Origin of the sequence: Amycolatopsis sp. NPDC047767 (assembly GCF_040704195.1) — a bacterium.
In the GTDB taxonomy this organism is placed as follows: Bacteria; Actinomycetota; Actinomycetes; order Mycobacteriales; family Pseudonocardiaceae; genus Amycolatopsis.
In genome coordinates, this window is record NZ_JBEYSJ010000001.1 from 83,239 (window position 1) to 101,739 (window position 18,501).

Genomic DNA, 18,501 nt, shown 5'->3' on the forward strand with positions numbered 1-18,501 from the left:
ACTCCCTCGGAGCCGAAGTTGCTTCCGGCTTAACAGCAGGGAGTGCGGGGCACCAAGGGAAGCCACTCCATCGAGTGCCGGATCCCCTACAACCGGCCGGCGGCCTTCAGCGCCAGGTACCGGTCCGCCAGCGCCGGGGGCAGGTCCTCCGGCACGGCGTCCACCACGTCGACGCCGCGGCGGCCCAGGCGGGCGGTGACGGAGGCGCGTTCGGCCAGGGTGCGCTCGGCCGCGGCGGCGTCGTAGACGGCTTCGGCGTCGCCGCGGCCCGCGGCCATCTCGGCGACGCGCGGGTCGGCCACGGACGCGACGATCACCTGGTGCCGGGAGGTCAGGGAGCTGAGCACGGGGAACAGGCCCTCCTCCAGCGGTGCCGCGTCGAGGCCCGTCAGGAGTACGACCAGGGCGCGGCGGCGGGTGCGCTGGAGGATTTCGGCGACCATGCCGCGGGAGTCGGTCTCGACGAGGGACGGTTCGAGTGGCGCCATGGCGTTCACGAGCGACGGCAGCAACGTCGTGGCCGACGAGCCCGGCACGGCGGCGCGCACGCGGCGGTCGTAGGCCAGCAGGTCGACGCGGTCGCCGGCGCGCGAGGCCAAGGCGGCCAGCAGCAGCGCGGCGTCCATGGCGGCGTCGAGGCGGGGTGCGTCGCCGACGCGGCCGGCGGAGACGCGGCCCGTGTCGAGAACGAGCACCACGTGCCGGTCGCGTTCCGGACGCCAGGTGCGGACCATCACGTCGGCCGCGCGGGCCGTGGCGCGCCAGTCGATGGAGCGGACGTCGTCGCCGGCGACGTATTCGCGCAAGGAGTCGAACTCCGTGCCCTGGCCGCGGATCATCACGGCGCTGCGGCCGTCGAGCTGCTGCAGCCGCGCCAGCCGGGACGGCAGGTGCTTGCGGCTGTGGAACGGCGGCAGCACGCGCACCGACCACGGCACCTCGTGCGAACCCTGGCGCGCCGCGAGCCCGAGCGGTCCCGCCGCGCGCACGGTCACGCGGAACGCCACGCGGTCGCCGCGGCGAGTGGGCAGCATCGCGGTGGTGAAGACCCGTCGTTCGCCCGGTGGCACGGAAATCCGGTGCCGGTCGTCGGCGCCCGCGCTCGGCGGCCACGCATCGCGCAGCAGCCCGCGCACCGCGCGCCGGCCCGGGTTCGTGACGGTCAGCGTGACCTCGGCCGGCTCGCCGAGGCGCACGGAAGTGGTGCCACTGCGCGAAAACCGCAGCGCACGCACGCTGCCGGCGAGCAGCAGGTCCACGGCCACCAGCACGAGCAGCACCACGACGACGCCGAGCACGCCGGTCGCGGACGGGAACAGGAGCCCGACCACCAGCGCACCCAGCAGCGCCAGCAGCCCGAGCCGCCCGGTGAGGGCCACCGCTCAGCGCGGCACCGGCACGGAGGCCAGCACCCGGTCGAGGACCCCGTCGGCGGTCACGCCCTCGAGCTCGGCCTCGGGCCGCACGTCGAGCCGGTGCCGCAACGCCGGCCGGGCCAGCGCCTTCACGTCGTCCGGCGTCGCGTAGTCGCGGCCGGCGAGCCAGGCCCACGCGCGCGTGACGGCGAGCAAAGCCGTTGCGCCACGCGGGGAAACGCCGATGCGCACGGCCGGCAGCTCCCGCGTCGCGCGGCACAGGTCCACGACGTAACCGATCACCTCGGGCCCGATCGTCACGCGCGCCACGGCCTGGCGCGCGGTCGCGAGCTGCTCGGCGCCGGCGACGGGACGCAGGCCCGCGGCGGCGAGGTCACGCGGGTCGAAGCCCTGCGCGTGACGCCAGAGGATGCCGATCTCGTCCTCACGCGAGGGCGCCGGCATCGTGAGCTTGAGCAGGAACCGGTCCAGCTGCGCCTCCGGCAGCGGGTAGGTGCCCTCGTACTCCACAGGGTTCTGCGTCGCGATGACCATGAACGGATCGGGCAACGGCCGTGGCGTGCCGTCGATCGAGACCTGCCGCTCCTCCATCGCCTCCAGCAGCGACGACTGCGTCTTCGGCGGCGTGCGGTTGATCTCGTCGGCCAGCAGCAGATTCGTGAACACCGGGCCCTCGCGGAACGAGAACTCGCCGCTGTGCGCGTCGTACACGAGCGAACCCGTCACGTCGCCCGGCATCAGGTCGGGCGTGAACTGCACCCGCGTGGTCTTCAGGTCGAGCGACGCCGCCAGAGCCCGCACCAGCAACGTCTTCGCGACGCCGGGCACGCCCTCCAGCAGCACGTGGCCGCGGCAGAGCAGCGCCAGGATGAGCCCGGTGACGGCCGCGTCGTTGCCGACCACGGCCTTGCCGACCTCGGCGCGCAGGGCGATCAGGGCCGCTCGCGCGTCTTGAGCCTGATTCGGCGCCTGCGTCTGTTCGGTACTCAAGACCGCTCCACCTCTCGTTCCACGCTGTCCAGTTCGTCCGCCAGCCGGACCAGCCCGGCTTCGTCGGCCGGGGGCGGACCGTAGAGCACGCCGCCGACCTCGGCCGGGTTGCGGCCCGTGCGCGCGCTCACCGTCTCCACGACCGCGGCCGCTTCGGCGTCGCGCGGTAAGCCGAGCCTCGTGCGCAGCCGCGCGCGGGCCGCTTCCCGCAGCGTCTCCGCCGCGTGTCCGGCCGCGCCGCCCCGGCGGTACAGCCGCGCGCGGCCCTCGGCCGTTTCCGCCGCCCGCACCACGATCGGCAACGGTTCGGTCACCACCGCGCCGAGGCGGCGTGCACGCCACAAAGCCAGCAGTACCACGGCGATCCCGGCCGTGAAGGCGCCGTAGCGCCAGCCGGGCGGGATGAGCTCGTAGAAGGACTTCTGCCCGCCGCCGAGCGCGGGATCCGCCGGCGACGGCACGTACCAGACGAGCCGCTGGTGGTCGCCCAGCAGCCGCATGCCGAGCGCGGCGTTGCCTTCGTCGGCGAGACGGTCGTTGGTCAGCGGCGCGCCCGTGCCGAGCACCGTGACGGTGCCCGAACGGTCGGCGACCTGAACGAACGTCGGCGCCGAGCCGTCGCGGTAGCACTGGCGGGCTTCGGGGTCGTCGGTGCGGAAGCGCGTGCCGCCGAGCGTGGCGGGTCCCGCGCCGACGGCCGCGCCGACCGTGCAGCCGGGGTCGAGCGTGGCGACATCGCCGCTGCCGACGGCGCTCACCGTCGGGAGCACTTTGGACAGTGCCTCCGGACCCGGCGCCAGCAGCACGAGGTGCGCGACGCGGCGGCGCAGGTCCACGAGCCCGTCGCCCGGCACCCGGTCCGGCGCGGTGATCACGAGCGTGCCGCCGTCGACCTGCGCCAGCGCCTCGGCGATGGTGTGGACGGGGTGGACGTCGACGCCTTCTTCCTGCAGCAGGTGGGAAAGCGCGTGGCTGCCGTTCGGTTCGTAGGAACCCGGTTCGAGCTCGCCGCTCGTCTGGTCGCCGCGGCTGAGCACGAGCACGAGCCCGGCGAGCACGATCAGCAGCAGGAGCGCGAGTGGAACGCGCACGCCGCGCCAGATGCGCCGCAGATCGGGCGAAACCGAAGTGCTCGTCACGCGCCCACCAGCACCGGCCGCGCGGAGCGGGCCCGGTCTTCGACCGCGGTCACGGAGAGGTACGCGGCTTCGGTGCCGGGCCGGCCCCCGTAGTGCACGTCGTCGAAGTGCCGCGCGGCGAGCGCGAGCCCGGCGGCGAGGTCCGGCAGCAGCGCGCCCGCTTCGGCGGCGGCCTCGTCGGCCGTGCGGCCGGACCGCGAGTCCAGCAGCGCCCGTTCTTCGAGACCCCGCACGATCGCGCGGAACCGCTCACGCACGGCGTCGGCGAACTGTCCTTGCGCGGCAGCCTGTTCGGCCGCCTTCCGGTACTCCGCGGCGCTGCGGCGACGGCCCGAGAAGACCTGCCGCGCCGCCTGTGCCGCGCGCCCGACCTTCCCGACACGCAGCCGCACCACCACGATCAGCACGATCAGGAGCCCGATGATCAGCAGCAGCCCCAACGGCCCGCCCGGCACCCCGGACAGGCTGTTCAGCAGTTCGCTGAACTTCTCGCCCAGCCACTGCGCGACCCGCTGCAGCAGCCCGGGTCGCGCGGCCGCGTACGCGGGGTCGCTCAGCTCCTGGATCGCTCGCAGGCGGGCCGGGTCCCGGTCGATGTCGACCGGGACGTCGGTGAGCAGGAACGTCACCACGCCTGCCGCGGCGCCGGCGGCGGGTTGAGGCCCGCGGCCCGCGCCAGCTCGATGTCCATGCCCTCGCGGCGCATCCGCTGGTCGATGTAGAGGACCACCGTGACCAGCGCGATGAACGGCGCGACGATCGTCCTCGCGATCACCGAGCCCACCGCGCTCAGCACCAGGCCGCCGGTGGTCTGGACCGGCGCCGTGGCCTGCGGGTCGAACAGGCCCGAGAATGCGCCGGAGCCCAGGTCGAACGGGATGCCGATGATCGCTGTGATCAGCCAGCCGATCACGGCGGCGAGCAGCAGGATGCCGAGCACGCGCCAGAACGCGCCCGACACGAGCGTGCGTGAACGGCCGAAGGCCTGGCGGATCGTGCCGCGCTCCAGCACCAGCGCGGGGCTCGCGAGCGCCCAGAACACGTACGGGATCACGGCCGGCAGCAGGCAGAAGATCGCGGCGACCATGGTGGCCAGCCCGTACAGGATCGTGAGGCCCAGCAACGGCAGCAGCCGCGGCGTGACCTCCTGCATGGCCGAGCGGAAGTCGACCGGGCGGCCGAGCACGGCCTTGCCCATCACGACCGTGAGGAAGCCGGTGAGGAACGTCTGGCCGAGCAGCGTGATGATCAGCGCCGGGATCAGCGACAACGCGGTGCTGCCCAGCACGTTGTACATCGCGTCGAGCGCTTCCTGCTGCGTGGCGGCCGGGCCGAGCGTCGCGACGCGGTTGAGGTCGGGCTGCACCACCAGCTGCACGATGAGGGTCAGGCCCGCCACGATCACCGCGATGACCGCCGAGGTGCCCAGGATCAGCACCGGGTAGCGGCGGATGGCGGTGATCGCGCCGTCGAGGATGTCGCCGACGTTGAGCGGGCGCAACGAGATCACGCCGGGTTTGCCGAGGCCGTGCGGAGTCCAGCCGCCCTGCTGCCCGTAGGCGCCACCGGGGTACTGCGGCATCGGCTGCCCGTACTGCTGACCGGGCGACTGCCACTGGCCACCGGACGGCGGCGTCTGCCCGCCCGGCGACTGCCAGCCGGGCGGCGGGGTCTGCGGGGTCTGGGGCTGCTGCGGAACGCCGTCGGTGCCCGGCGTCTGTCGCGCGCCTTCGGGCTGCGCGCTGTTGGACCCAGGAGCGGTGGAACCAGGAGCGGTGGACCCAGGAGTGCCGGACGCGGAGGTGCCGGTCTGGTCAGGGCTGGTCGGTTCGGGGCGCTGGAAACCCTGGCTCGGGGTGGGCGCGTCGTCGTCGGGCGCGCCGGACCCCGGCGAACCGGGTGTGTCTGTCATCGAAGCCCCTCGTACTCACGACCCGTCACTTGCTGCCGCTCACTCTTCCAGAGGCGCCCAAACCGGGCCAGACCTGGGGTGACACCCGGGTCGGGTGACGGCGTCGGCACGAGCGCTGCGTACGGCCCCCGTTCCCCCGATATGCTGAACGGAAGCCGGGGGCCGCCCGGCCCGTGCCGAGACCCTCCGGGACTGCCCTGATGACGCAACCGCCCTACGGCCAGGTGCCGCCTCGCGGGACCGTTCAACCGCCGCCGGTCCCGGGTCACGGGCCCGGCAGGCAGGGACCCCAGGGGCCCCCGCGGCAGGGTCCGTCGGTGCCGGGTCCGCCCCAGGGACCTCCGCAGGGGCCGCCGCCGCAGAGCCCGTGGATGGGTCAGTACCCACCGCAGCGCTTCCCTCCGCAGCACCAGAAGAAGTCGCCGGGCGCGATCATCGGGATCGCGCTCGGTGCCGTCACGGTGCTGGTGCTCGGGGTCGTCGCGATCGTCGCGCTGAACCGGCCGAGCCAGAACGTGAACGCCACCGGCTACCAGAACCCGCCGGCGTCCGCGCCGACCAGCGCGTTCGAGCTGCCGCCGAACAACGGCTCGTCCTCCACCGCGTCGTCGGCGCCGACCGAGACGTCCGAGCCGAGTTCCACCGGCCCGCAGAAGATCCTCAAGCTCGCCGACCACCCGATCCTGCAGGACCCCAACGCCGGGCTGCAGAACCGCGTCTGCGACCTGCCGGCGTGGCAGAGCACGCAGTCGGGCGCGGAAGCGTTCTTCACCGCGGCCAGCAAGTGCCTCGACGCGGCGTGGGGCCCGTTCCTCCAGGCCTACGACCTGCCGTTCACCCCGCCCGCGCTGCACTTCCCGACCGGGCCGAGCTTCGAGACCGCGTGCGGCACCATCCAGGTCGGTATCGCGACGGCGGCGTACTACTGCGAGGACAACCTGTACGTGCCCTTCGCCGGGCTGCAGACCGATCAGTACGGCAACAACCCGGGCGTCTACCTGGCGTTGTTCGCGCACGAGTACGGCCACCACGTGCAGGAGGTCGCCGGGATCATGGACGCCGCGTGGCAGAAGATCTACGCGGCCGGCCAGAACAGCCCCGAAGGCCTGGAGATGTCGCGCCGTAAGGAGCTGCAGGCCCAGTGCTTCTCGGGCATGTTCCTCGGCGCCCACGTGGACCAGGGCGGCACGATCACCCGCGACATGTACAACAAGGCCTGGAACGACCAGGAAACCCGCGGCGACAACACTTCCCACAGCCACGACCATGGCACCAACGCCCACTACGCCTACTGGTGGCGCCAAGGCGCGAAGGCCAACCGGATCGCCGACTGCAACACGTTCGCGGCGCCCTCGTCCCTGGTCAGCTAGGGATCAGGTGAGCACGCCCGGCGCACCGCAGGTGCGGTTCGAGCTGCTCGGCCACCTGCGCGCGTGGCGGGGAGATCGTGAGCTCACCCTGGGCCCGCCCGCGCAGCGCCTGCTGCTGACGGTCCTGCTCGCGCGCGGCGGCCACCCGGCCGGGCTCGACGAGCTCGTCGGCCTGCTGTGGGAGGACGACGCGCCGGCCAGCGCGGCCAACGTGATCCAGCGCTACGTCGGCGCGTTGCGGCGGCTGGTGGAACCCGGCCTGCCCGCGCGGACGCAGGGCTCGTGGCTGGTGCGCGATTCGAGTGGGTACGCGCTGCGGCCCGGTGCCACGACGTCGGATCTCGCCGAGTTCCGCGCGTTCGCCGAGCAGGCCCGGCAGGTCGAGGAGCCGGGCGAGGCGATGGCCTGGTTCGTCAACGCCCTGGACCTGTGCCGCGCCACCGCCGGAGCCGGGGCGGCCGTGCCGTCGCGCGTCGCCGCGCTGCTGACCGGCATCGCCCGCGAGGTCGCCGCGGTCCTGATGCAGGCCGCCGATCTCGCCCTCGAAACGGGGCAGTCGCCGCAGCCGCTCTTGCCGCACCTGCAGCGGGTGGCCGCGCTGGACCCGTTCGACGAAGGCGTGCACGCGCGCCTGATTCGCGTGCTCGCGGCGCTCGGACGCCGAGCGCTCGCCATCGAGGTCCACCGGGCGATCCGGGACCGGCTCGTCGACGAGCTGGGCGTGGAGCCCGGGCCCGAGCTGGCCCGAGTCCAACGGGAGCTGCTCGCCGAACCGGAGCGCCGGCCCGAACGGCCGGCCGCTCCGCGAGTGCGGCCCGCGCAGCTGCCACCGGGTTTGGCCGCCTTCACGGGGCGCGACGCCGAGCTGACCACGTTGTCCCGCGTCCTGGAGCCGGCCGCGGACGCCGGGACCATGCCGCTGGCGGTGATCGACGGCCTCGCGGGCGTGGGCAAGACGTCCCTGGCCGTCCGCGTGGCCCACCGGGTGGCGGCGCAGTTCCCCGACGGCCAGCTGTATGTCGACCTGCGCGGCTTCGACCCCGGCGGGGCGGTGGTGGACCCGGCCGACGCGTTGCGGGGTTTCCTCGAAGTGCTCGCGCCCGGCTCGGTGCCCACCGGGCTGAACGCACGCAGCGGTCTGTACCGCAGCCTGCTGGTCGGCCGCCGGATGCTCGTGGTGCTGGACAACGTCCGCGACGCCGAGCAAGTGCGGCCGCTGCTGCCCGGGACACCGGGCTGCGCGGTGATCGTGACCAGCCGCAACAACCTCGCGTCCCTGGTCGTCTCCGACGGCGCCGAGGTGCTGACGCTCGACACGCTCACCGAGGACGAAGCCCGCCACGCGCTCGGCCGGCGGCTCGGCGAAGAGCGGGTGACGGCCGAGCCCGAGGCCGCCACCGAGATCATCCGGTTGTGCGGCCGGCTGCCGCTCGCGCTGGCGATGGTCGCGGCCCGCGTGCGCACGCGTCCGCAGCTCACCCTGGCCGCCCTCGCCACGACGCTGCGCGAAACCCGCGGCACTTTGGCGGCCTTCCGCACCGACGACGTGGGCGACGTCCGCACCGTCTTCTCCTGGTCGTACCGGACTCTCGGCGAGGCGGCGGCGCGGCTGTTCCGGCTGCTGTCCCTGCACCACGGCACCGACATCTCCGCCGAGGCCGCGGCGAGCCTCGCCGGCGTGCCGCTGCCGCAGGGCCGCGAACTGCTGGAAGAACTCACGCGCGTCCGGTACCTCACCGAGCACCGGCCGGACCGCTTCACCGCCCACGATCTGGTTCGCGCGTACGCCCTGGAGCTGATGGAGGCCACGGACTCACCCGAGGAGCGGGCGGCGGCGCTGCGGCGGCTGGTCAACCACTACCGGTGCGTCGCCCACGCGGCCACCCTGGCGCTGCGCCCGGTGCGGCCACCCAACGACCGCGTACCGGTGGCGGAGCCGGGTGTGACCGTGACCCGGATCGGCGGGTACGACGACGGCGTGGCGTGGTACGAGGCCGAGCTGCCCACCCTCACCCTGCTGGTCCGGGAGCTGGCCGCGACCCCGGCACTGCGCTGCGAAACGGCGCCGCTGGCGCTTTCGCTGGCCATGCCCTACGAGCAGTTCGTCCGCGGTGAGGAATGGGCCTCGGGCATCGAGCTGGCACTGGAGACCATCGACGGCGCCGACCCGCTGGTCGCACAGCTGCACCGGAGCCTCGGCCTGGCGTACTACACCGTGCAGCGTCACGAGGACTGCCTGCGTGAGCTGGGCCGCTCGATGGACCTGCAGACCGACGACGCCGAGCGGGCCTACCTGCACATCAACCTCGGGCAGATCCTGGGCGATGTCGGCGGCCCGGACCGGTACGCCGAAGCCGTCGACCACTTCCGGCGGGGCATGGAGCTGCATCGAGCCGTCGGCAACACCAAGGCCGAGATGATCGCGATGGCCGGGATCGCCTACCCCCTGGCCAAGCTCGGCCGGCTCGACGCGGCGGTGGCATTGGCGGAGCACGCGGCCGAGCTCTGCGAAGCGGCCGGCGAAGAACTCGCGCTGCGCACCGCGCAGGGGGCGATCGCTCAGGTCCGGCTGGCGGCGGGCGACCTGGCCGGGGCCACGGAGATCTGGCGTACCTCGATCGATCGGTTCCGTGCGTCGCAAGGCTGGCGCTGGGCGCTGCAAGTGCTGGAGCAGGTGGTCAAGGCGCACGCGGAAGCCGGTGACCACGAGCAGGCAAGGCGCTTCCTGCGCGAGGCCGTCGACCTCATCGAGGAACACGACGTGCCGGACGCCTACGGTGCCCGGCGGCAGCTCGGCGAGATCGAGCGCGCACTCAGTGCAGGAGGGCCAGTTTCCCCGAGCCCCGGATGACCAGGAACGCGTACATGCCGCCCGCGAAGCACGCGAACACCAGCAGCACGAGCGCGACCGGGCCGCGCGCGTCCTGAGCGCCCGCCGAGGCGTCGGCCGCGCTGACGGTGATCGCGCCGTCGGCCGGAGCGTCCACGGGCACGCCGACCTCGACGCGTTCGCCCTTGGCGTGGCCGCAACCGTTGAGCGTGCCCTGGCGCGGCTTTCCGCCGAGGCTGAACGTGACGGATTCGACCGGGTTGCCCGCCGAACACTCGGCCGGCTGGGTCACCTCCGCCTGCACGGGCGCGCCGGCGTCGTTGCCCGCGATGCCGAACAGGCCGGGCCCGGCGAGCCACGCCAGCACCACCACGAGCACGCCGGCGGCAGCCGGGATGCCCACCTGCAGCCACCTCTGGACTGAGGTCTTGCTCGTGAGGTCGGAGAGCTGCACGCCGCCATGGTTCCAGATCCACGGGGCAAAACCCAGTGAGGTCCCGGCGGCCCGGTCACCGTCCGCCGATCGGCCGTCACCCAGCGGTCAGGAAGTCACGGCTCAGGATTCGACGGCTCAGGATTCGACCTTGTCGGCCGAGGTGACCTTCTTGACGTACAGCAGCCGGTCGCCCGGTTCGATCGCGTCGGCCTGCGGAGCGTCGACGCGGTACAGCACGCCGTCGCGGACCACTCCCAGCACGATGTCGGGCAGGTGCCGCGGCGAACCGCCCTCCTCGGACGGCTCCACGGCGCGCTCGGCGATCGCCAGGCCCGACTCCGGCGTAATGAGGTCCTCGACCATGTCGACCACGAGCGGCGTCGACGTCGCCATGCCCAGCAGGCGCCCGGCCGTCTCGCTCGACACCACGACCTGGTTCGCGCCCGACTGCTTGAGCAGGTGGACGTTCTCCGCCTCCCGCACCGACGCCACGATGTGCGACTTCGGCGCCAGCTCACGCGCGGTGAGCGTGACCAGCACGGCGGTGTCGTCGCGGTTCGGGGCCACGACCACGGCCTTCGCGTGCTGCACGCCGGCCACGCGCAGCACGTCGGCCCTGGTCGCCGAGCCGTGCACGGTCACCAGGCCCATCGAGCTGGCCGCCTCCAGCGCCTGCTGGTCGGTGTCGACGACGACGATGCGGCTGGGCTGCACGTCCTCGTCACCGAGCAGCGCGTTGACGGCCGAGCGGCCCTTCGTGCCGAACCCGACGACGACGGTGTGGTCGCGCACCTTCGTCCTCCACTTCTGGATCTTGAATGCCTGCCGGGAGCGCTCCGTGAGCACCTCCAGCGTGGTCCCGACGAGGACGATGAGGAAGAGCACGCGCAACGGCGTGATGATGAGGACGTTCACCAGCCGCGCGGAGGCCGACATCGGCGCGATGTCGCCGTAGCCGGTCGTGGAGAGCGAGACGGTGGAGTAGTAGATCGCGTCGAGGAAGGACACCCCGTCGCCGTTGACGTCGCGGTAGCCGCCGCGGTCGGCGAACACGATCAGCACCGTGGCCAGCAGCGCGAGCAGTGCGCCGATGATCCGCTTGACGATCGAGCGCATCGGGCTCGACGTGAACTCCGGCATCCGGATCACGCCGACGAGCTCGTGGTCGGGGCGGTCGTTGAGCCGGACGTTCAGGGGCAGCCGTTTCAGGGCTTTCATGCACCGGCTCCCCGCGGGTGTTCGGCGTCACTCACAGCGGGGAGGATAGCCGAAGGTCATCTCCCGCACACCCGTCGCGGTGATCACGTTATGGCAGGCTGGACGCATGTCCGACTCCAGCAGGCCGCAACGGCCCGCCTACTGGCTGGCCGGTTTCCTCGCCTCCGCCGGCCTGACGCACTTCCTGCGCCCCAAGCAGTACGACGCGCTGGTACCGGAGGAGCTCCCCGGTTCGCGTCGCGCGTGGACGTACGCCTCGGGTGCGGCGGAGCTCGGCGTGGCCGCGGCCATCGCGCTGCCCCGGACGCGCCGGCTGGGCGGGCTCGCGGCGGCGCTGCTGTTCGTGGGCGTGTTCCCGGGCAACGTGAAGATGGCGCTGGACTTCGAGCGCAAGAAGCTGGCGGCGCCGGTGCGCGCGGCGGCGTGGTTCCGGCTGACGGCGCAGTGGCCGCTCGTCAAGTGGGCGTTGAAGGTCCGCGACAACGCTTGAAGCTCACTCCCGCGGGACGCTGCGGAGCAGGTCGCGCAGGCCTTCGGCGTCGAGGAGGTCCGCGGGGCTGAGCGTGTGGCCGTGGCGGACGTAGTGGAACGCGGCGCGCACGCGGTCCACCGGCACGTTCTTCAGCGCGGCCCACGCGAGCCGGTACGCGCCGAGCTGCACGGCCAGCGCGGGCAGGCGGTCGGCTGACGGCACGGAGCCGGTTTTCCAGTCCACCACGGTCCAGCCGCCGTCGGGATCCGCGTAGACGGCGTCCATCCGGCCGCGCACGGTGATGCCCTCGACGTCGGCCGAGAACGGCACCTCCACGGCCAGCGGCACGCGTTCGGCCCACTCGCTGCGTTCGAAGGCTTCTTGCAGCGCCTCGAAATCCGAGTCGGGGGCCTCGCCGAGGTCGGCGGCGCCGGGCAGGTCGTCGATGTCGAGCAGGCCCTCGCCGGAGAAGCGCTGTTCGAGCCACGTGTGGAACGCCGTGCCGCGGCGGACGAAAGTGTTGGGCGGCAAGGGAAGCGGGCGGCGCAGCTTCCGCGCGAGGGCTTCGGCGTCGGCGGCGAGCTCCACGAGCTGGCTCACGGAAAGCTGGGCCGGGAGCACGACCCGGTCCACAGTGGCCTGGGCGCGGGCGCGTTCGGCGAGCAGGACGTCGGTGTCGGCGGCCCAGCCGTCGGGGTCTTCGGGGTCGACTTCGTCTTCGTCTTCGTCGGAATCGTCGTCTTCGTCGTAGGTTTCTTCGTCCTCGTAAGGTTCTTCGTCGAACTCGTCGGGTTCGGGCGGGAGCGGCACCTCGTCGTCCTCGCCGATGCCGAAGAGTTCCGGCTGCTCGGGTTCGGCCTTCGCGGGTTCGGGCCCTTCGGGCGTGTCGGGTGTTTCAGGTGTTTCAGGCAACGCCGCCATCGCCGCGAACACCATCTCGACGCCCGTCGACACCCCGGTCCGCCGGTCGCCCAGCGGGTCGACGGGCCAGCTCGCCTTGCGGGAGTCCGCGACCAGCGGGTTCTCCTCGTCGTCGGCGGGTTCGTCGGCCCACGCGTCGAGCACGCCGATCGGCGGGTCGGCCTCGCGCACGACGTCGGCGATCTCCGTGAGGAACACCGACGGTCCCTTCGCGCGTGTACTGCTCTCGTTCCACCAGTGGCCGGACACGATGAGCGCGCGTTCCGAGCGCGTGAGGGCGACGTAACAGAGCCGACGTTCCTCGTCGGCCTCCCGCTCGGCGAAGCCCTCCTCATGCAGTTCGAGGGCCTCCTGCACCTCTTTGCGGTCGAACCCGTCGGAAACTCGCAGCTCCGGCAGGTCGGCCGAGTCGCCGCGCAGCAACGCGGGCAGCGACGTCGACGTGCGCAGCCACGAGGAGGACCGGCGCTTGCTCGGGAACACCTCGGCCACGAGGTGCGGCACGGCCACGACCTCCCACTCCAGCCCCTTGGCGGAGTGCACGGTGAGCACCTGCACGCGGTCGGGTACGACCTCGACCTCGCCGGGCGTGAGGCCGTCCTCGGCGTGGGCGGCGGTGTTGAGGTAGTCCACAAAGGACAGCAGGGTCGCGGTCGGCGCCGTCTCGGCGTAGTCGGTGACGACCTCCGCGAACGCGTCGAGGTGCGCGCGGCCGGCCGAGCCGGGGCGGGCCAGGGACTCGACGTCGAGCAGCATCGTGCGTTCGACGTCGGCCACCAGCTCGGGCAACGACTGGTCGAGGCGCCGGCGCAACGCGGCCAGCTCCGCGCCGATGCGCCGGATCCGCCGGTAGCCGTCCTCGGAGTAGCGCTCGGGCTTGCCGGGTTCGTCGACGGCGTCGATGAGCCCGGCCTGCTCGGCGCGTTCGGTGACGAGCACGGGTTCGTCTTCGGAATCCCCCTGCGGTGCGGGCGAGGACAGCTCCCCCGCACGTCGCCACAGCGCGGCCAGGTCCGCCGCCGCGAGCCGCCACCGTGCACCCGTGAGCAGGCGGGCCGCCGCGCTGCCGGCGAGCGGATCGGCCAGGACCCGCAGCGTGCTGACGAGGTCGGCGACCTCCGGTTCGTCGAGCAGCCCGCCGAGGCCGACGACCTCCACCGGCAGCCCGCGCATCCGCAGCTCGGCCGCGATCGGCGCCATGTCCGCGCGCCGGCGCACCAGCACGGCGGCTGTCGGCGGCTTGCCCGTCTCCTCCTTTTCGGCGAGCCAGCGCCGCGCCAGCGCGTCGGCCACCCACTCGCGTTCGGCGCGCACGTCCGGCAGCAGCGCCACGGCGATGTCCGCCGGGCCGGCGCCGTCGCGCGCCCGCAGCGGTTCGACGCCGAGGCCGCGCGCCCGCAGCGGCTCGGCCACGGCGTTGGCCAGGTCGAGGATCTGTGGTGGGTTGCGGAAGCTCGTGAGCAGGCCGAACTCGTGCGCGGGCGCGAGCCGTCCATCGTCGCGGCGCGGGAAGTCGGTGGTGAAGCGCGGCAGGTTGGCCGCCGAAGCGCCACGCCAGCCGTAGATGGCCTGCGCCGGGTCGCCCACGGCCGTGACCGGCATCGGCGCGTGGTCTCCCCCGCCGAACAGCGACCGCAGCAGCACGCGCTGCGCGTGGCCGGTGTCCTGGTACTCGTCGAGCAGCACGGCGCCGTAACGCTCGCGTTCGCCGGTGATCACGGCCGGGTAGCCGTCGGCCAGCTGCGCCGCCAGCGACATCTGGTCGGCGAAGTCGAGCGCGCCCTCGGCCCGTTTGCGCCGGTGGTACGCCTCGACGAGCGGCAGCAACGCGAGCCGGAACCGTTGCGCCGCCATCACTTCCTGCAGCTTCTGCGGCAGCGCCGCCCGCTGGCCCTTGGCGCGCGGCGCGTTCTCGATCACCTCGCACAGCCACGTCGTGTACTCCGCGAGCCGTTCCGTCGACACGAGGTGCTCGCCGAGCTCCCCGGCCAGCGCGAGCAGCTGCGCCGTGACCGACGACGGCACCCGGTCGGTGTCGAGGTCGTCGTCCCAAGTGGACACCACGCGGTGCGCGAGCTGCCACGAAGACGTCTCCGACAGCAGCCGTACACCCGGCTGCACCGGCAGCCGCAGGCCGTGTTCCGACAGCAGCCGCCCGGCGTAGGCGTGATAAGTCAGTACGGTGGGCTCGCCCGCAACGACCGTGGCGCGCAACCCGCCCGACGGGTCGAGTTTCTCCAGCAGTCCGGACCCGGCCAGGCGCCGCAGCCGGGCGCGAACGCGTTCGCCGAGCTGGCGCGCGGCCTTGCGCGTGAACGTCAGGCCCAGCACGCGCTCGGGGCTCACGATCCCGTTGGCCACCAGCCACACCACGCGCGCGGCCATCGTCTCCGTCTTGCCCGCGCCGGCACCGGCGACGACGAGTGACGGCTCGACGGGCGAGGCGATGACCGTGGCCTGCTCGGGGGTCGGGCGGTGCAGGCCGAGCGCGTCGGCGATCTCCGCGGGCTCGACCGGGTTGGCGATGAGCCGGAAGCTCACGGGCCGGTCACCTGCCTGCCCTCGGGGCGCAGCGGGCAACACCCACGGGCGGGACAGCGGTCGCAGTCGGGGTTCTCGTGGGCCTGGTAGTCGGGCCCGGCCGCGGCGGCCGCCGCCGAGCGGACGAGGTCGAGCCACTGCCGGCCACCGTCGTCGTCGAGCGGCGGCTGGTCGCGTTGCGTGGCACCGGTCTTGTTGTTCGTCTTTGCGACGTACACCAGCCGCGCGCCACCCGGGGTGTTCTTGCCTTCGATCGCGCCGAGCAGCACCGCGAGCTGGTACGCGGCGAGCTGCGGGTGCTGCTCGGCGTCGGCGCTGGACACGGGCACCTTGCCGGTCTTGATGTCCACGATCACCGGCCGGCCGTCCTTGTCCAGCTCCACGCGGTCGACGCGGCCGCGCAGCATCACGCGCACCTCGTCGTCGCCCATCGGCAACTCGACCTCGATGTCCTGCTCGACACCGGCCTCGATCAGCTCCTTGCGGCTGCCCTCCAGCCACGCGACGAAGTTGCGCAGCATCTGCTCGATGCGGTTGCGCTCGCGCCGGGAGAACCACGGGGCGCCGGCGTCCACGCGCACCCACGCGTCGTCGAGCGCGGCCTGGATCTGGTCTTCGGTGCGGCCGCCGGCGACGGCCTGCGCGAGGCCGTGCACCAGCGTTCCCGTGACGGCGGCGAGCTGCGCGGGGTCGCTGCCGCCGTGGCGCTCGACGAGCCAGCGCAGCGGGCACTTGACCAGGATTTCCACTGTGGACGGTGAGATCCGCATGAGGTCGCCGGGTTTGTGCACCGGGTCGTCGGTGGAGGAGGGCAGCAGGCCGTACCACGTGCTGGGGTGCGCGCCGGGCACGCCGGCGTCGGCCAGCCGCGCGAGCTGCTTCGCCGCGCGGGCCCGCCGCTCGGGGTCGGCCTTGTCGTCGCACACGACCTCGCGCAGCTCGCCGACGAGCTCGGCCAGCACCAGCGACCGGCCGGGTGGCTTCATGCGGGAATCGAGCGCACCGTCGTCGGCGCCGTTCTCCTCCAGGTCGTCGAGGAAGCGCGACGGCTGCTCGTCTTCGCCCGCCACCGCGGTGACCAGCAACGTCCGGCGCGCGCGGGCGGCGGCGACGTAGAACAAGCGCCGCTCCTCGGCCAGGATCGGGGCGATGGCCGACACCTTGTCACCATCGTCCACTCCGGACAGCAGGTCGACGAGCCGCTCCACGCCGAGCAGGGAACCGCGCAGCCGCAGGTCCGGCCACGCGCCTTCCTGCACGCCGGCCACGGCCACGACCGTCCACTCGCGACCCGCGGCCGCGTGCGCGGTCAGCAGCGACACGCCCTCGCCCGGGATCGCCGCGGGCGCCAGCGTGTCCCCCGCGATGTTCTGCGACGACAGGTAGTCGGCGAACGACGCGACGCTCGCGCGCGGCAGCCGGTCGACATAACGACCGGCGGCGTCGAACAACGCGACCACGGCGTCGAGGTCGCGGTCGGCCTGCGCGCCGAGCGACCCGCCGCGGTCGACGAACCGCAGCAGCCGTTCCTGCAGGCCACTGGCCTCCCACAGCTCCCACAGCACCTGTTCCACGCCTTCGCCGCGCGCGACGGCCTGGTGCGTGACGCTCAGCAGCTTGCCGACGCGGCGCACGGGCGTCGCTTCGGCGTCGGGGAGCCCGACCAGGATGTCGCCGCCGCGCAGGGCTTCCACGAGCAGCTCGTCGCTGGAGCGCTGGCCACCGCCGGCCAGCTCCAGCCGGCGCAGACCGCGCCGGACGCGGCGCAACGCGAGCGGGTCGGCACCGCCCAGCGCCGAGGACAACAGCATTTCGGCGAGGTCGACGTCGAGCAGCTCCGGCTGAGCGGCGATCCGCAGCACGGCCAGCAGCGGCCGGACGGCGGAGTGCTTGGCCAGCGGCAGCTCTTGCGTCGCCGAGCCGATCGGCACCCCCGCCGCGCGCAAAGCTCGTTGCAGGACCAGGAAAGTCCGCGCGGGCGAGCGCACGAGCACCGCCATTTCGGACCACGGCACGCCGTCGACGAGATGGGCGCGGCGCAGCTGGTCGGCGATCCAGCTCGCCTCGGCGGCGGGCGTCGGCATCAGCCGGACGCGGACCTTGCCGCCGCGTTTTCCCGGGGGTGACGCGAGTTTCCGATGCTGCGACGCGCCCGGCAGCGTCGCGCCGAGCTTCGTCACGGCTTCGCGCACGGCCGGGGCGAGGCGGTGCGAGGTGGTGAGCGTGACCGTGCGGTCGCCCTCGGCGTCCGTGTCGGCGAACAGCCGGGGATCGGCGCCGCGGAAGGAGAACACGGACTGGTCGGGGTCGCCGGCCACCACGAACTCGGCCGCGGTCTGGCCGATCTGGCGGATCAGCTGCACCTGCAGCGGGTCGAGGTGGTGGGCGTCGTCCACGAACAGGTGCCGCACGCGGCCGCGCTCGCGCTCCCGCAGCTCCTCGTCGTCTTCGAGGGCGAGCAGGGCGGAGGTGACCAGCTCGGCGGCGTCGAGCGCGGGCGCGCTGCGGACGCCGAGCGCGTTGCCGCCCGCGCCCTGCAGCTGCGTGACCTCTTCGTACTGCGCCCAGAAGTGCCCGGCCGCGACCCACTCCTCGCGGTCCTTGCGGTGGCCCAGCTCCACGAGGTCCTCGGGGCCGAGCCCACGCTCGGCCGCGCGCATCAGCAGGTCGCGCAGCTCTTCGGCGAAGCCCGGCACGAGCAGCGCCGGCCGCAGCTGGTCGGGCCAGTCGGGTGCGCCGACATCGAGGTCACCCTGCAGCAGCTCGCGCACGACCACGTCCTGTTCCGCGCCGGCCAGCAACCGCGGCGGCGGCAGCTCTTCGGCGCGGGCTTCGAGGCGAAGCAGCGAAAACGCGTACGAGTGCACCGTGCGCACGAGTGGTTCACTCACCGTGCGCGGCAGCACCGACGACTGCTCCGGATCGGACGTGAGGCGGCGCGTGATGTCGGCCCGCAGCGCGTCGGCCGCGCGGCGCGACGAGGTGAGCACGAGCACGCTCTCCGGGTCGGCGCCGTCGGCGATGCGGCGCGCGGCCGCGGTGGCGAGCAAGGTCGTCTTGCCCGTGCCGGGGCCGCCGAGCACGCGGAGGAACCCGGCGGGCGCGGACAGCAGCCGGCGCGCGCCCGCGTCCCAGGTGAACGTGGGTGCGCCGGCGGCGGGCGGGCGCACGAGCCGCGCCTGTCCGTGTGCCGTTCTCCGCCCGTTCACACCAGCGATGGAACCATGCTGACACGCACGGGTGGCGCACCGGCACGCCTTTCCCGGGTCGGGACGTTGAACTGTCGGTGTGGTGCG

The 18,501-nt window shown here is 73.3% G+C and carries 12 protein-coding genes; 3 read left to right on the forward strand and 9 right to left on the reverse strand.

Annotation, left to right across the window (positions count from 1 at the left end):
• Positions 1-86: 86 nt before the first annotated feature.
• The 5 genes from AB0878_RS00360 to AB0878_RS00380 are packed head-to-tail and all read right to left on the reverse strand — an operon-like array spanning position 87 to position 5,417.
• Entirely contained in the window at positions 87-1,379 is a 1,293-nt protein-coding gene (locus AB0878_RS00360; RefSeq protein WP_366575109.1) for a DUF58 domain-containing protein, read from the reverse strand.
• Between the two features lie 3 nt (positions 1,380-1,382).
• A complete protein-coding gene (locus tag AB0878_RS00365; protein ID WP_366575111.1) occupies positions 1,383-2,366 on the reverse strand; it encodes a MoxR family ATPase in 984 nt (327 codons plus the stop codon).
• Complete coding sequence (locus tag AB0878_RS00370) at positions 2,363-3,505, reverse strand: DUF4350 domain-containing protein (protein ID WP_366575113.1); 1,143 nt, start codon at positions 3,503-3,505, stop codon at positions 2,363-2,365. Before AB0878_RS00370 ends, AB0878_RS00365 begins: the two co-directional genes overlap by 4 nt.
• Positions 3,502-4,134, reverse strand: a complete 633-nt coding sequence (locus AB0878_RS00375) for a DUF4129 domain-containing protein (protein ID WP_366575115.1) — start codon at positions 4,132-4,134, stop codon at positions 3,502-3,504. The genes AB0878_RS00370 and AB0878_RS00375 overlap by 4 nt, the downstream gene beginning before the upstream one ends.
• On the reverse strand, positions 4,131-5,417 hold the full coding sequence (locus AB0878_RS00380) for a hypothetical protein (protein WP_366575117.1): 1,287 nt from the start codon (positions 5,415-5,417) through the stop codon (positions 4,131-4,133). Before AB0878_RS00380 ends, AB0878_RS00375 begins: the two co-directional genes overlap by 4 nt.
• A 371-nt stretch (positions 5,418-5,788) precedes the next feature.
• On the opposite strand from AB0878_RS00380, the gene AB0878_RS00385 reads away from it, so the two are divergent.
• Together AB0878_RS00385 and AB0878_RS00390 are read left to right on the forward strand one after the other, a co-directional pair.
• Positions 5,789-6,787, forward strand: a complete 999-nt coding sequence (locus AB0878_RS00385) for a neutral zinc metallopeptidase (protein ID WP_366575119.1) — start codon at positions 5,789-5,791, stop codon at positions 6,785-6,787.
• 7 nt (positions 6,788-6,794) lie between these two features.
• Complete coding sequence (locus tag AB0878_RS00390) at positions 6,795-9,638, forward strand: BTAD domain-containing putative transcriptional regulator (RefSeq protein ID WP_366575121.1); 2,844 nt, start codon at positions 6,795-6,797, stop codon at positions 9,636-9,638.
• On the opposite strand, the gene AB0878_RS00395 is transcribed toward AB0878_RS00390, so the two are convergent.
• Positions 9,601-10,020: a hypothetical protein gene (locus tag AB0878_RS00395; protein WP_366575919.1), complete on the reverse strand. Its 420-nt coding sequence runs from the start codon at positions 10,018-10,020 to the stop codon at positions 9,601-9,603. The genes AB0878_RS00390 and AB0878_RS00395 overlap by 38 nt on opposite strands.
• Positions 10,021-10,188: 168 nt before the next feature.
• Positions 10,189-11,271, reverse strand: coding sequence for an NAD-binding protein (locus tag AB0878_RS00400; protein ID WP_366575123.1), 1,083 nt, complete (start codon positions 11,269-11,271; stop codon positions 10,189-10,191).
• A 106-nt stretch (positions 11,272-11,377) separates the two neighbouring features.
• On the opposite strand from AB0878_RS00400, the gene AB0878_RS00405 reads away from it, so the two are divergent.
• Entirely contained in the window at positions 11,378-11,761 is a 384-nt protein-coding gene (locus AB0878_RS00405) for a hypothetical protein (protein WP_366575125.1), read from the forward strand.
• Between the two features lie 3 nt (positions 11,762-11,764).
• Here AB0878_RS00405 and AB0878_RS00410 read toward each other — a convergent pair whose 3' ends face one another.
• On the reverse strand, positions 11,765-15,205 hold the full coding sequence (locus tag AB0878_RS00410) for an ATP-dependent DNA helicase (RefSeq protein WP_366575127.1): 3,441 nt from the start codon (positions 15,203-15,205) through the stop codon (positions 11,765-11,767).
• The gene (locus AB0878_RS00415; protein ID WP_366575921.1) at positions 15,202-18,375 is read right to left on the reverse strand and encodes an ATP-dependent DNA helicase; all 3,174 of its coding nucleotides are present in this window, start codon (positions 18,373-18,375) and stop codon (positions 15,202-15,204) included. Before AB0878_RS00415 ends, AB0878_RS00410 begins: the two co-directional genes overlap by 4 nt.
• Between the last annotated feature and the right edge of the window lie 126 nt (positions 18,376-18,501).

Excerpts from the sequence above, each read along its gene's own strand:
- AB0878_RS00380 (WP_366575117.1), bottom strand. The coding sequence starts at position 5,417 with ATGACAGACACACCCGGTTCGCCGGGGTCCGGCGCGCCCGACGACGAC.
- AB0878_RS00385 (WP_366575119.1), top strand. The coding sequence starts at position 5,789 with ATGGGTCAGTACCCACCGCAGCGCTTCCCTCCGCAGCACCAGAAGAAG.
- AB0878_RS00400 (WP_366575123.1), bottom strand. The coding sequence starts at position 11,271 with ATGAAAGCCCTGAAACGGCTGCCCCTGAACGTCCGGCTCAACGACCGC.
- AB0878_RS00405 (WP_366575125.1), top strand. The coding sequence starts at position 11,378 with ATGTCCGACTCCAGCAGGCCGCAACGGCCCGCCTACTGGCTGGCCGGT.